Origin of the sequence: Neobacillus pocheonensis, assembly GCF_050477905.1 — a bacterium.
In the GTDB taxonomy this organism is placed as follows: domain Bacteria; phylum Bacillota; class Bacilli; order Bacillales; family Cytobacillaceae; genus Neobacillus; species Neobacillus pocheonensis_A.
Genome location: NZ_JBCNAD010000041.1, coordinates 22,364 through 36,195, shown reverse-complemented (window position 1 = coordinate 36,195; position 13,832 = coordinate 22,364). Strand labels below are relative to the sequence as shown.

13 protein-coding genes and 2 other annotated features are annotated in these 13,832 nt (G+C 38.8%); of the genes, 12 read left to right on the top strand and 1 reads right to left on the bottom strand.

The window, feature by feature from the left end; translation table 11 throughout:
• Positions 1 to 2: 2 nt before the first annotated feature.
• From ABES02_RS21740 to ABES02_RS21715, 6 genes are all read left to right on the top strand, one after another.
• Complete coding sequence (locus tag ABES02_RS21740; protein ID WP_430139537.1) at positions 3 to 590, top strand: DMSO/selenate family reductase complex B subunit; 588 nt, start codon at positions 3 to 5, stop codon at positions 588 to 590.
• Between the two features lie 19 nt (positions 591 to 609).
• A complete protein-coding gene (locus tag ABES02_RS21735) occupies positions 610 to 1,506 on the top strand; it encodes a 4Fe-4S binding protein (RefSeq protein WP_430139536.1) in 897 nt (298 codons plus the stop codon).
• A gap of 176 nt (positions 1,507 to 1,682) precedes the next feature.
• Positions 1,683 to 2,435: a DeoR/GlpR family DNA-binding transcription regulator gene (locus ABES02_RS21730; RefSeq protein WP_430139534.1), complete on the top strand. Its 753-nt coding sequence runs from the start codon at positions 1,683 to 1,685 to the stop codon at positions 2,433 to 2,435.
• The gene (pfkB, locus tag ABES02_RS21725; RefSeq protein ID WP_430139532.1) at positions 2,432 to 3,346 is read left to right on the top strand and encodes a 1-phosphofructokinase; all 915 of its coding nucleotides are present in this window, start codon (positions 2,432 to 2,434) and stop codon (positions 3,344 to 3,346) included. Before ABES02_RS21730 ends, pfkB begins: the two co-directional genes overlap by 4 nt.
• A 13-nt stretch (positions 3,347 to 3,359) precedes the next feature.
• Positions 3,360 to 5,222 carry a PTS fructose transporter subunit IIABC gene (locus ABES02_RS21720; protein WP_430139531.1) on the top strand — a complete coding sequence of 621 codons (1,863 nt, stop codon included), beginning with the start codon at positions 3,360 to 3,362 and terminating at the stop codon, positions 5,220 to 5,222.
• Positions 5,223 to 5,330: 108 nt separating this feature from the next.
• Positions 5,331 to 6,128, top strand: a complete 798-nt coding sequence (locus tag ABES02_RS21715; RefSeq protein WP_430139530.1) for a DUF2935 domain-containing protein — start codon at positions 5,331 to 5,333, stop codon at positions 6,126 to 6,128.
• Positions 6,129 to 6,159: 31 nt separating this feature from the next.
• On the opposite strand, the gene ABES02_RS21710 is transcribed toward ABES02_RS21715, so the two are convergent.
• Complete coding sequence (locus ABES02_RS21710) at positions 6,160 to 7,434, bottom strand: MFS transporter (protein ID WP_430139529.1); 1,275 nt, start codon at positions 7,432 to 7,434, stop codon at positions 6,160 to 6,162.
• A gap of 191 nt (positions 7,435 to 7,625) precedes the next feature.
• Positions 7,626 to 7,877: a binding site (T-box leader), on the top strand.
• Positions 7,878 to 7,915: 38 nt separating this feature from the next.
• Positions 7,916 to 8,166 (top strand) — a binding site (T-box leader).
• Between the two features lie 61 nt (positions 8,167 to 8,227).
• Between ABES02_RS21710 and trpE the strand changes: the two genes are divergently transcribed.
• From trpE to trpB, 6 genes are read left to right on the top strand one after another with little or no spacing between them, the layout of a single operon-like run.
• Positions 8,228 to 9,616 carry an anthranilate synthase component I gene (gene trpE / locus ABES02_RS21705; RefSeq protein WP_430139528.1) on the top strand — a complete coding sequence of 463 codons (1,389 nt, stop codon included), beginning with the start codon at positions 8,228 to 8,230 and terminating at the stop codon, positions 9,614 to 9,616.
• Complete coding sequence (locus ABES02_RS21700; RefSeq protein ID WP_430139526.1) at positions 9,613 to 10,224, top strand: anthranilate synthase component II; 612 nt, start codon at positions 9,613 to 9,615, stop codon at positions 10,222 to 10,224. The genes trpE and ABES02_RS21700 overlap by 4 nt, the downstream gene beginning before the upstream one ends.
• Positions 10,196 to 11,224 carry an anthranilate phosphoribosyltransferase gene (trpD, locus tag ABES02_RS21695; protein ID WP_430139524.1) on the top strand — a complete coding sequence of 343 codons (1,029 nt, stop codon included), beginning with the start codon at positions 10,196 to 10,198 and terminating at the stop codon, positions 11,222 to 11,224. The genes ABES02_RS21700 and trpD overlap by 29 nt, the downstream gene beginning before the upstream one ends.
• Complete coding sequence (gene trpC / locus ABES02_RS21690; protein ID WP_430139522.1) at positions 11,225 to 12,016, top strand: indole-3-glycerol phosphate synthase TrpC; 792 nt, start codon at positions 11,225 to 11,227, stop codon at positions 12,014 to 12,016.
• Complete coding sequence (locus tag ABES02_RS21685) at positions 12,013 to 12,639, top strand: phosphoribosylanthranilate isomerase (RefSeq protein ID WP_430139520.1); 627 nt, start codon at positions 12,013 to 12,015, stop codon at positions 12,637 to 12,639. Before trpC ends, ABES02_RS21685 begins: the two co-directional genes overlap by 4 nt.
• Complete coding sequence (trpB, locus tag ABES02_RS21680) at positions 12,636 to 13,832, top strand: tryptophan synthase subunit beta (RefSeq protein ID WP_430139518.1); 1,197 nt, start codon at positions 12,636 to 12,638, stop codon at positions 13,830 to 13,832. Before ABES02_RS21685 ends, trpB begins: the two co-directional genes overlap by 4 nt.

Here is a 13,832-nt window from a genome sequence, read left to right as displayed (position 1 = left end):
AGTTGGCGCAATTAGGGTTTTATATAAATCAAAGTCTTTGTACCGGCTGTAAGGCGTGTAGTATATCGTGCAAAGATAAAAATAATACTGATATAGGAATAAATTTTCGCAGAGTTTACACCTATGAGGAAGGAACGTTTATTAAGCAGCCGACAGGAGGTTTCGTTCAAAACCTAAAGTCTTTTTACTTTTCCATCGCGTGCAATCATTGTACTCATCCGAAATGTATACCTAGTTGTCCTACTGGAGCGATAACAAAGAGCAAAGAAAATGGCGTTGTTACGATTGATCAGGAAGTTTGTCAAGGTGCACAGCTTTGTGTAAAGGCATGTCCGTATGGGGCCCCACAATATAATAAAAAGGTGTTTAAATCAGATAAGTGTAATTTTTGCCTTGACCTACAAGAAAAGGGTGAGGATCCTGTCTGTGTAGCCACCTGTCCAATGCGTGCGATTGAATTTGGGCCGGTCAAAGAATTAAGAAAAAAATACGGGAATATCAGTCAGATAAAAGGGATGCCAAGAGACACAATCACTAATCCAAACATTGTGATTACCCCCCATAAAGATGCAAAATTGCCTAGTTCGTAAAGAAGGTGATTGAGTGTCTTTGATTATTGATTGGCTAGAAAGCATGCACATAGATGTAAAAGTAACAAATAATTGTTCAAAAATTTCCAATCTCCGGTCCACCTGCTCAATTTGTTTGGAAACATGTAAATATTCATCTATTACTAGCATTGAACAATCCATTGAAATTGATTCCGTGCGATGTAATTCTTGTGGAGAATGTATCATTGCATGTCCATTATCTGCAATTACAGGGGCAACGACCGGAAGAGAGTTTGAACAGAGTTCACTTATCTATAAAGATGTGATCACTCCTACTGTGAAAGAATTATTAATTTATAACAAAAGAGGCATAAAGACCATTCAAATTGGTCAATCCACACTTAATCAACAATGGGAAACGATTTTAAATAAAACGAACGAGATTCTAGAATGCATGGGTTTGAGTCCAATCAATGTTGTTCAAAAGAGTAATGAGGATAAACTGACGAGGAGAGCTTTTTTTACCTCAGTCCAAAGAGAGGGGAAACAGCTAACAAAAAGCATGACACCAACTTCCTGGAGAATGGAGGCTGGCGAGTGGAAGATAGCAAACTATTATCATGATTATCAGTTTTATACTGTAGATATAGATAATCAGAAATGTAGTCTTTGTAAGGCTTGCATCTCCTTTTGTTCAGAGGCTGTATTTTCTCAAGTTGACTCATTTTTGCAAATTGACCATGAAAAATGTGTAAATTGTCATTCATGTCGTGATATTTGTCCTGAGCAGGCAATTCAAATTAAGCCCGAAATAAAGGTAAAAAATCAAACCAATATAACTTTTCAGCAAAAAGAATGTTGTGTTTGTGGGAAAACCTTCAGCACCTTTCAACCAGATAGGGAAAAATGTCATATTTGCATAAACCGAGACCCTGAATGGTTAAGTCCTTTTTAGGTGAATAATAAATAAAAGCACCCATCGATGGTGCTTTTTTTATTGGTAATTATGACAAATAGTCAAAAAACTTTCAAAAACATTCACGCGTTGAATGTTTTTGAAAGAAAATAATTGATTTTTGCAATCGGTTTCAGTATGATAATAACAGGAAATGAAATTTAGGTGGTGATTACTTGTTAACACCAGAACGTCATCGCATTATTCTTCAGTTATTAAAAGAAAAGAATGTCGTTAAAATCCAGGAAATTATGGAGTTAACAAATACCTCGGAATCAACCATACGCAGGGATCTATCACAATTAGAGGAGCAGAAGTTTCTCAAGAGAATCCATGGCGGAGCTTCAAGATTACAGGGGAAACTTCAAGAACCAAGCATGGTTGAGAAATCTTCCAAAAACCTTCACGAAAAAAGATTGATTGCCCAGTATGCAGCAAGTCTGGTGGAGGAAGGAGATTCGATTTATCTTGACGCTGGTTCAACCGTGATCGAAATGATTGATTTTTTACCGAAAAAAAATATTGTTGTTGTAACAAATGGATTGATGCATTTAAATCCACTATTAAATAAAGGGATTTCCACCTTTCTAATAGGTGGATTAGTAAAACCAAATACAAATGCTTTTATCGGAAGAGGGGCTTTAACCAGCCTTGATCTTTATCGCTTTGATAAATGCTTTATGGGCGTTAATGGTATTCATCCACAGTTTGGCTTTACGACTCCCGACCAAGAGGAAGCAATGGTGAAACAAAAGGCTATTTCTCTTTCAAGAGAAGCATATGTCTTGGCCGATAACACAAAGTTTGCAGAAATATCGTTCGCAAAGATTGGCGATATTCATGAAGCAGCCATCATTACTAACGAAATAGAAAATGAAACACTTGAACAATATGTAAATAAGACGACAGTAAAGGTAGTGACAGCATGATCTATACATTGACCTTAAACCCATCTGTTGACTATATAGTGCAGTTGGAAAGCTTTCAATTAGGTGAGTTAAATCGATCTGTAAGAGAAGCAAAGTTTCCAGGAGGAAAAGGCATTAATGTCTCAAGGGTTCTAAAACAATTTGATACAGGGAATAAAGCGCTAGGTTTTGTTGGCGGTTTTACAGGTGAATATGTAGAACAATATCTACAAAATGAGGAAATTGCTACAGACTTCGTTAAAGTAGCTGAAGATACTAGGATTAATATCAAGCTAAAAACAGAAAAAGAATCAGAAATAAATGCAAAGGGTCCAAATATTTCTGATTACGACTTCCAGCTGCTAAAGGAAAAAATCCAGAAATTAGGTTCAGAGGATCTATTAGTTTTGGCGGGTAGCATTCCTTCTTCATTACCCGAAACAACCTATGAAGAGCTTGTGAAAATTTGTGGGGAAAATAGGGCAGAATTTGTTGTCGATGCTGAAGGGGATTTATTAAAAAAAGTCCTTCCATATAAACCATTTTTGATCAAACCTAATCATCATGAACTTGGCGAGCTTTTTAGTACTACATTTACAACTGCTGAGGAAGTAATCCCATATGGGAAAAAACTTGTAGATATGGGTGCTAAAAATGTGATTGTATCCCTTGCTGACAAAGGTGCTGTATTGATTAACGAACATACCGCCTATTTGGCAAAAGTGCCTAGTGGCGAGGTGAAAAACTCAGTTGGAGCGGGTGACTCGATGGTCGCTGGATTCTTGGCAGCATATGAGCGAACACGAGACCTCAAGGAAGCCTTTCGATATAGTGTATCATCAGGCAGTGCGACCGCTTTTTCATTGGGATTGTGTACGAAAGAAAAAGTAGAAGAGCTTCTTACACAGGTGACTATAAAAGAGATTCTATAGGGGAGAGACAAACATGAAAATTACTGAATTGTTATCTAATAATACGATTCTATTAAATATTGAAGGCAATCAAAAAGAAGAAACCATTGATCAATTAGTTGCTGTCTTATATAATGCTGGAAAAATTAGTGATAAAGCTGATTTTAAAGCGGCAATTTTAAAACGAGAAGAACAAAGTACCACAGGAATTGGTGATGGAATCGCCATTCCTCATGCGAAAACAAAAGCTGTTAAGGAAGCAGCCATTGTTTTCGGTAAATCAGCTTCCGGGGTAGATTATGAATCCTTAGATGGAAAACCATCACACCTTTTCTTTATGATTGCTGCCCCTGAAGGTGCTAATAATACGCACTTGGAAGCATTAGCTCGTCTATCTGGAATGTTAATGAAAGCGGAAGTACGCTATGAACTATTGAAAGCAACGTCAGCAGAAGAAGTATTAGAAACCATTAATCGCTTTGATAAGGAAGAAAAGCAAGAACAGAAAGTTTCCGATAAGAAAAACTTAATCGTTGCTGTAACTGGCTGCCCAACGGGAATTGCCCATACTTATATGGCAGCAGATTCATTAAAAGCAAAAGCTGCTGAAATGGGTGTAGACATTAAAGTTGAAACCAATGGTTCAGGCGGTGCAAAAAATGTCCTTACTAAAGAGGAAATTGATAATGCCGTTGCGGTAGTGATTGCAGCCGATATCAATGTAGAAATGGAACGTTTCAAAGGTAAACACGTCATTCAAGCAGCCGTTGCTGAGGGAATTCGCCGTCCAGAACAGTTAATTAATCGCGCACTAAAACAAGACGCTCCCATTTACAGCGGAAATAGTGGACAAAGTGAAAAGGCATCTGATCAAAAGGGGTCACGTACCGGATTTTATAAGCACTTAATGAACGGAGTTTCCAACATGCTTCCGTTTGTTGTCGGCGGCGGGATTTTAATCGCAATCAGCTTTATGTTTGGCTATAACTCTGCTAATCCGGATGATCCAACCTACAATCCTATTGCGGCAGTAATCAAGGCAATTGGCGGTGATAATGCATTCGCCCTTATTGTACCGGTTCTTGCTGGATTTATCGCTCTCAGCATTGCAGATCGTCCTGGTTTCGCACCAGGTATGGTCGGAGGAATGATGGCAGCACATGGAGGGGCAGGCTTCCTTGGCGGTTTAATTGCTGGTTTCCTCGCAGGTTATGTTGTCCTTCTATTGAAAAAAGTATTTGCCGGACTGCCAAGGTCACTGGAAGGAATTAAAAGTATTTTAATTTATCCTCTTTTCGGGATTGCAATCACAGGATTTCTGATGCATTATGTTGTTAACAATCCTGTAGCGTGGATTAACAAGGAAATTGCTGATTGGTTAACAGGTCTTGGAACTGGAAATGCTGTTTTATTAGGTGTTGTTCTTGGTTTAATGATGTCTTTTGATATGGGGGGGCCTATTAACAAAGCAGCCTATGTTTTTGGTACAGGATTATTAGCAAGTGGTGTTTATGAGCCAATGGCGGCGATTATGGCAGCGGGTATGGTGCCGCCGCTTGCAATCGCGATTGCTACAACTATTTTTAAGAATAAATTTAGCGATCAAGACAGAGACGCTGGTAAAGCTTGTTATGTAATGGGATTATCCTTCATTACTGAAGGTGCAATTCCATTTGCTGCAGCTGATCCACTCCGTGTTATTCCTTCCGTAATGGCAGGTTCGGCCATTGCAGGAGCGCTTTCTATGGCATTTGGGATTGGACTCCGTGCGCCGCATGGAGGAATCTTCGTAGTCCCATTGGTTGAAAATGGTGCACTTAAGTATGCTCTTGCCATATTGATTGGTTCAGTAGTTTCATCCCTTTTAATCGGTTTCCTTAAGAAACCAGTGAAATAATTATTACAGGCCGGTAAACATCGTTTACCGGCTTTTTTTATCATAAGGATGATGAATCGGGAATACAAATCAGATTGGTATGTGTATTTTTTCTTAGGGGGCGTATTCATGAATGGCGAGTTTGAAAAAACAGCACGATTTGAACATCGGTTCTGGCTCCAAATCTTAGGTGATCATTCCCGATTTATTCTAGATGCTTTAGCACCAGTTGAAAAAGAAGAAATTGATAAAGCAGCTTCATTCATTCAAATATTTGACACTCTTCTAGGTCAGGTAAAAACAGTAGAGATATTACAAATTACGGTTAAAGCAGAAGCAGAGGCTTTAAAACTTCGTGAATTTAAGCTAAGCCTGATTAAAAGACATTTGGTCGGTAAGATAAAAATTCATCTTTCCCCAACATTTCTTAACCATATGATAAATGAGCTAGAGGAATATTTACGAATATTAGAATACTTAAAAACCGGCAATATGCCGCCTATTTATCATGAATTGCATCATCATCTTGTATGGTTACTTGATGCAGCAGGGCATGCCGGAGCTATTTCCTCCAACCTAGATGGAGTCGAAAAACGGCTAAAAGAAAAAAGTGATTTGTATACAAAGCACTTTGAAGATTTTTATTTAAAAGCTGTTGAATTGGCTGGTTATTTAAGGACTAACGTAACTGCATTTCCAGCCTTGGATAAAATGAATGCTGACGCCATATTAGAAATAAAATTATTTCAAAATTTCCTTCATGATATTGAAGAATTAGAGCTTAGTGCTCAAGCATTAGGAACGTTTTCTCCATTAATGGCCGATCATATGACACGTGAAGAATGTTATTACCTCATGAAAATTGCGGAATCCACGAAAAAGGAAATGCCAAATTGTGATCCAACAAAACCTAGATTGAAGGAGTAAAGAAGAGTAAAAAGAGAGCTGAGAAAGAATTTCAGCTCTCTTTAGGTTTAATGGCTTTAAACGCAACAATTGCAGCCAAAACACTTAGACTGCTGAGCAAGATAAAAATCCAATGGTTAGAATGTTTCATAAACAAAGCAATAATCGGAGGTCCGGCCGCCACTCCGATAAACCTCATGGAACTGTATATGGAAGTGATGGTACCTCGTTCCTCTTTTTCCACCCCTTCGGTAATCAAGGCATCAAGACAGGGGAGTCCAATTCCAATTCCCACACCGCTTATAAAAAACATCGAGAGCATATACCATAGATTAGTGGAGAACCAGAGTGCGGCAATGGAGACAGCAGCAGCAACCATACCGCAAAATGTTAGCCATTTCATTAATACTTTATTTTTTTTAATCACCTTGCCGCTGATAAAGGAAGCTAAACAAAGAGCTCCGAGTGGTAATGCTAAAAAGAACCCTTTTTTAATATTTTTGATTCCATATTTGGTTTCAAATATTTCCGATAAATAAAATAAAATTCCAAACAGGACAAGCATGAGAATACCGCCAATAAAAAAGATGGCATATAGCCAACGTCCTTTTTCCGTAAAGGTTTTTTTTACATTCATAAAAAAATCCTTAAATGGAATGGGTTTTGCAGAAGATTTGGGACTTTTTACTAAAAAAATCATCAACAATACAGAAATCCCACAAAAAACTGGGAAGGAGAAAAAAGGTAAAAACCAAATAAATCCAGCAAGAAATGCTCCTAAAATGGGGCTTAAAACTTTTCCAAAGGTATTGGAGGTTTCAATTAGTCCTAAACAACAACTAACGTCATCCTCATTTTTAAACATGTCGCCTACGAGCGGCATAACGATTGGTGCTGCCCCAGCTGCACCAACGCCTTGAAGGGCACGCCCAAGTAATATTAGCCAATAGGCATTATCTAATTTCCAGGCAGCCCAGCCGGAAAGGATCCCGCCAATTCCGGCAATAATAAGACTTGGTATTATCACTTTTTTCCTGCCGATATGATCCGATAAATATCCTGCAACAGGAATTAAAAAGATGGCAACGATGGAATATACCGTAATGATCATACTGGTTTGAAAAGATGTTATTGATAATTCTTTTTCCATTGATGGCAACACTGGGATTAACATGGAATTTCCTAAGGTCATGACTAAAGGAATGGAAGATAGCGAGACAATTGCCCACTTTTGGTTTGAAACCTCATTGGACCTTTTCTGTCCTGCTCGAGACTGCTTCTTTTTTGCAGCTCGTGGATTTTGGCTTAACTGTTCAATATGTTCCATTAATCTTCGATCCCGCCTTAATTTATTTTCTACTGTTAATATTCACTTAATCAGATTTAAAAATCTAAAAATGCCTATCCTTTAAATGGAAGTTAAAAATACGCTTAAAATATATGATTTAGAAGATTGAAAAAATTTTTCCCTTGACAATCGTTAGTGAAGTGATATAACATAATAAACAATAATATGAACGTAAGGCCATGACGAAGAGTAGTAACTTTTACGGATTCTGTAGAGAGCTGATGGTTGGTGCAAATCAGTGTTGACGTTTAAGTGAATGGACTTCCGAGCCTCCAAACCGAACCACCTTAATGGGTCAAGTAGGCTTTGGCGAACATCTCATCGTTACAAGAGACAGATATTAAGCATTACGCTTCGATATCGGTAAAGTGAGCTGATTTTTCAGCTAATGAAGGTGGCACCACGGGTCTTCCGTCCTTTTTGGATGGAGGGCCCTTTTTGTATTTTTTGAAAAAAATAAAGTAAATCGTTGAACAAGAGGAGTACACATTTTTGTTTCTTTCCAGAGAGTCGGGGAAGGTGGGAGCCCGATAAGAAAAGATTTGTGGAATGGACTTGTGAGAGGCATCTTGAAAATATAAGTAGGGATGCACGGAATTCCACCGTTAAAAGGATAGGGTATCGAACTTATTGTTCTGTACTTGAAAGAGGAAGCGGGTTTACACCAGCTTCAAACGGAGGTGGCACCACGGTCAAAGAATCGTCCTCTATATGTGCATATTTTATGCGCATATAGAGGACGATTTTTTTTATTTTAGAAAGGAGCCTTTAGATGGCAACTAAAACAACTTTTTTCGTACAGGAAATAAAAGGGGATACACTCACACCAATCTCCATCTTACAAAAAATTAGCGGCAACAAAAAATTCTTATTAGAAAGTTCTCATAAATACAATGACTCAGGTCGGTATTCATTTATTGGTGCCGATCCCGCCTTTGAACTTATATCAAGAGGAGAAAAAAATGAAATCATTCATCGGACAGGTGAAAAGGAGCTTTTGCACGAGAATCCGATTGAAATTTTAAAAGATCTTCTGCCGAATAAGGGCTTTGATGAGTATCCCTTTCCGTTCATTGGAGGCGCAGTGGGGTATGTAGGCTACGACATCATACGGCAGTATGAAACCATTGGAGAAGAATACGCAAATGGATTGGTAATGCCTGATGTACATTTAATGTTTTATGAAGAAGTCATAGTTTTTGACCATCTGGAAGAAAAGGTTTTGATTTGTGGATATCCGCTCACCGACAAAACCGATAAAGCTTTAATTGAAACGAGAATAAATCAAAGGATTGAAGAACTAAAACAGCCTACCTTCTACCAAACAGAGGAGCCAATTCATTTCTCAGGATTTAACTCTGAAACATTAAAAGAAGAGTTTATCAAAAACGTTGAGCGGGCAAAAGAACATATTTTAGCGGGTGACATTTTTCAAGTTGTCCTTTCAAGAAGGATGAAATCGGCCTTTACTGGAGATCCTTTGTCACTTTATCGAAAGCATCGGGCACATAATCCAACCCCATATATGTTTTATATCGAATTTGATGCTTATACTGTTATCGGATCATCACCTGAAAGCCTAATTAAAACAAGAGGAAATAAAGTTGTTTCGAATCCAATTGCTGGAACAAAAAGACGAGGTAGAGACAGTGAAGAAGATTTGGTGATCGAAAATGAATTGAAAAATGATGAAAAGGAACTTGCAGAGCATAAGATGCTGGTCGATCTTGGCAGGAATGACCTCGGCAAAATTTGCGACTTTGGAACCGTTCAAGTAGAGAGGTATTTGGAGGTTGAAAAATACCGTCATGTCATGCATCTTGTTTCAGAAGTTAGCGGCAATTTAGGCGCCGATAAAACCGCAATCGATGCCCTGGCAGCCTGTCTGCCAGCAGGGACGGTATCTGGTGCTCCGAAGGTTCGAGCGATGGAAATCATCAACAACTTGGAAAAATCAAAACGAGGGCTATACTCAGGAGCAATTGGTTATGTCTCAGCAAATGGAAACATGGATTTCGCCCTTGCTATTCGAACAATGATTTTAAAAGAAGGGTCTGCCTTTATACAAGCGGGAGCAGGGATTGTATATGACTCGAATCCAGAGTCTGAATATCAAGAAACCCTTAATAAATTAAATTCGTTTTTGGAGGGTGAAAAATGATTTTACTGATTGATAATTTTGATTCATTCACATTTAACCTTTATCAGTATTTAGGGGAATTAGGGGAAAAAACTTTGGTTTATCGAAATAATCAGCTTACTCTTGAAGAAATCAAGGAATTGAATCCAAAAGCGATTATCCTCTCACCTGGACCTGGAAGACCAGAAAATGCAGGAATATGTATTGAGGTAATTCAGACCTTCTTTGAGAAGATTCCGATTTTAGGCATCTGTCTAGGTCATCAAGCGATTGGGGCTGCATTTGGCGGAAAAATAAAAAGGGCTTCCTTAATAAAGCACGGAAAAACATCAATCATTTCTCATAATGGCGAAGGCTTGTTTGCGGGTCTTCCATCCTCCATAGATGTGATGCGCTATCACTCTTTAATTATCGAGAAAGATTCCATTCCCGAACACCTAGAGTGTATGGCCATTTCAACTGATGACAAGGAGATTATGGCAATTAAACATCGTGATTATCCGGTCTTTGGCCTACAGTTTCACCCTGAATCAATTGGAACACCGTCCGGAAAACAAATATTGAAAAATTTTTTACTCGAAATAGAAGGGATGAAGACAAATGAAGAAATTTTTACTCCAGTTAGCTGAACGTGAATCGTTTTCTGAAAATCAGATGAAGGAAGCGGTAGACTTCATCCTAGGTGAAGAGGTTTCAGAATCTGAAATTGCTGCCTTCTTGATGGGGTTAAAATCAAAGGGAGAAACCGTGGAAGAAATAGCGGGAATCGTAAAAGCGATGAAGGAAAATACACTGAAGTTTAAAGAGAAATTCTCTGGAGTACTTGATAATTGTGGAACAGGTGGAGACGGTTCTTCAAGCTTTAATGTGAGTACCACTTCCGCATTTGTTATAGCTGGTGCTGGCATTCCTGTTGCGAAACACGGAAATCGAAGTGTTTCGAGTAAAACAGGCAGTGCAGATGTTCTTGAGTATTTAGGAGTGAATTTAAATTTAACAGCGGAAAGAACGGAAGAAATCCTCCAGGATATTGGATTATCCTTTTTATTCGCACCCAATGTACATCCAAAACTAAAAAAAGTAATGACAGTACGAAAACAACTAAAGATACCAACTATCTTTAATTTTATTGGACCACTAACAAATCCGATTGATCTGGACTATCAATATCTGGGTGTATATCGGAGAGATTTATTAAATGTATTTGCAGAAGTGTTGCTTAAACTTGGTCGTAAACGTGCCATAGTCATTAATGGTGCAGGCTTTATGGATGAGGCATCCCTGCAAGGGGAAAACCATCTAACCATTTTAGAGAATGGATCGATCTCTAATCAGTCGTTCATTCCAGAAGAAGTGAATCTCCCGCAATATGACAATAGCTGTATAAAAGGCGGAGATTCAATGGAGAATGCAGAAATATTAATCAATGTGTTAAAAGGAGAAAAAGGGGCTTACCGTGATACGGTATTACTGAATGCAGGACTTGGAATTTTTACTGCGGGTAAGGCAAATTCGATTAAAAATGGTATCCAAGTGGCTAGGGAAGTAATTGACTCTGGTGCAGCTTATGAAAAATTAACCAAGCTGATAGAAAAATCCAAAGCAGCAAGTCAGAAAGAGGCGATATAAATGGAAACAATCCTAGATAAAATCATTGACCAAAAGAAAAAAGAGGTCCTTTTACTCCGTGAAGGGGAACTTCAAATTCAACCAAAGGCATATCCTAGAAGGTCATTTATCGAAAAACTTCATCAAGTAAATGAAATTTCCATTATAGCTGAATTCAAGCGGGCATCGCCTTCAAAAGGAATCATTAATAATATGATTGATCCTGCCTATCAAGCTGGTTTATATGAAAAATTTGGTGCTTCAGCTATTTCAGTCCTTACAGACCAAACCTTTTTCAAAGGAGATTTTTCCGATTTACATGCTGTTCGGGGCACGGTGGACCTTCCCGTTCTATGCAAAGACTTTATCATTGATCGACTGCAAATTGAACTCGCTGCTGCTCATGGGGCGGATATCATTTTATTAATTGTTGCAGCATTGGATGAAAAAAACTTGAAAGAACTTTACCAATATGCAAAAGGATTAGGTTTGGAGGTATTGGTTGAGGTTCATAATCAACAGGAGTTGGAGGAAGCGCTGAAGATTGGTGCAAAGCTAATTGGGGTAAATAATCGCGACCTTAAAACCTTTCATGTCTCGCTTGAAGTAACAGAGAAACTAGCTGCAATTGTAAAGGGCAGTGGCGCGTTCCTAATAAGCGAGAGTGGGATTCACCATCAAGAGGATGTAGCACGTGTTCGAAATGCAGGAGCAAATGGAATTTTAGTCGGCGAAGCTTTCATGAAAAGTGATGATGTGAAACAATCCTTTTTGGACTTTCGCCTGCCACTGAATGAGGGGGCAAGAAGATGAAGGTGAAAATTTGCGGCATAACTGATGTTGAAACAGCCATTGCATCCTCAGAATATGGTGCGGATGCAATTGGATTCGTTTTTGCCGAAAGTAAGCGGAGAGTATCTATCGATAAGGCAAAGAAAATAGCTTCAAAGCTGCCTAATGAAGTATTAAAGGTCGGAGTATTTGTAAATGAATCAAGGGATGAAATAGAAAAAATTGCATCCGTTGTGGGTCTTACTCATATCCAATTACATGGAGACGAAACTGCCGCCTTTAGTGAATCGTTATCCTTGCCTGTCATTAAAGCAATAAGCTTTCAAGGAAATGAAAACTTAGAGGCATTTGGAGATTTCCCATGTGAGTATATTCTCCTCGATAGTCCGAAAGGAAAATACCGAGGCGGAAATGGAACTGTTTTTAATTGGGGTGAGGTAAATCTCAATATGCTTAATCATAGAAAAGTGATCCTCGCTGGGGGACTGAATGAAGATAATGTCGATGAGGCTGTCAATAGGATTAGACCCTGCATGGTTGATGTTAGCTCGGGCGTAGAAACTGAGGGGAAAAAGGATCTTAACAAGATTAAATCATTTATTGAAAAAGCTAAAGTCAGTTTAATTGGAGGAAATACAAAATGAATTCATATACATTACCAAATGAAAAAGGCCACTTTGGCATTTTTGGAGGAAGATTTGTACCGGAAACACTTATGAAGGCAGTTATCGAGCTTGGTGAAGCATATGAGGACGCTAAAAGAGATGCAAGCTTTCAAGCTGAAATTGACAGATTGTTAAAACACTATGTGGGGAGAGAAACACCATTATACTTTGCTGAAAATCTGACAAAGTATGCTGGGGGTGCAAAAATTTTCTTAAAAAGAGAAGATCTAAATCATACGGGTGCACACAAGATTAACAACGCTATTGGTCAGGCACTACTGGCAGTGAGAATGGGAAAACGGAAAATTGTCGCTGAGACTGGTGCCGGACAGCATGGTGTGGCAACTGCAACCGTATGTGCGTTATTGAACCTTGAATGCATCATTTTTATGGGTGAAGAGGATATCAAGAGGCAGGCATTGAATGTTTTTCGGATGGAATTACTCGGTGCAAAGGTTGTGAGTGTAACGTCCGGGAGTGCAACCTTAAAGGATGCCGTTAACGAGGCTTTACGGTATTGGGTGGCTAATGTAGATGATACCCATTACTTATTAGGGTCTGTGATGGGGCCTCATCCATTTCCACAGATGGTAAGAGACTTTCAAAGTGTAATTGGAAAGGAAACAAAAGACCAATTTCAAAAGAGTGAAGGAAAGCTTCCAGATGCTTTGGTTGCTTGTATTGGCGGAGGCAGCAATGCGATGGGAATGTTCCATCCATTTATAGAGGATGAAGAGGTCAGTCTATACGGAGTGGAAGCGGCCGGACGCGGGGTTGATACTGAATATCATGCTGCTTCGTTAACAAAAGGGAAACCAGGGGTTCTTCACGGTTCTTTAATGTATTTACTGCAGAATCAGGATGGTCAAATTCAAGAAGCACATTCGATTTCAGCTGGTCTCGATTATCCAGGCGTTGGACCGGAACATAGCTATTTAAAGGATATTGGACGAGCAAACTATCAATCTATTACAGATAAAGAGGCACTTGACGCATTTCAGCTATTATCAAAACTCGAGGGAATTATCCCGGCACTAGAAAGCTCACATGCTGTTGCATTTGCCGTAAAGCTAGCAAAAGAATTAGCTAAAACACAAAATATCGTCATTTGTTTATCCGGGCGTGGTGATAAAGATGTAGATGCCGTTAAAAGAAGACTGGAGGAGAAATAA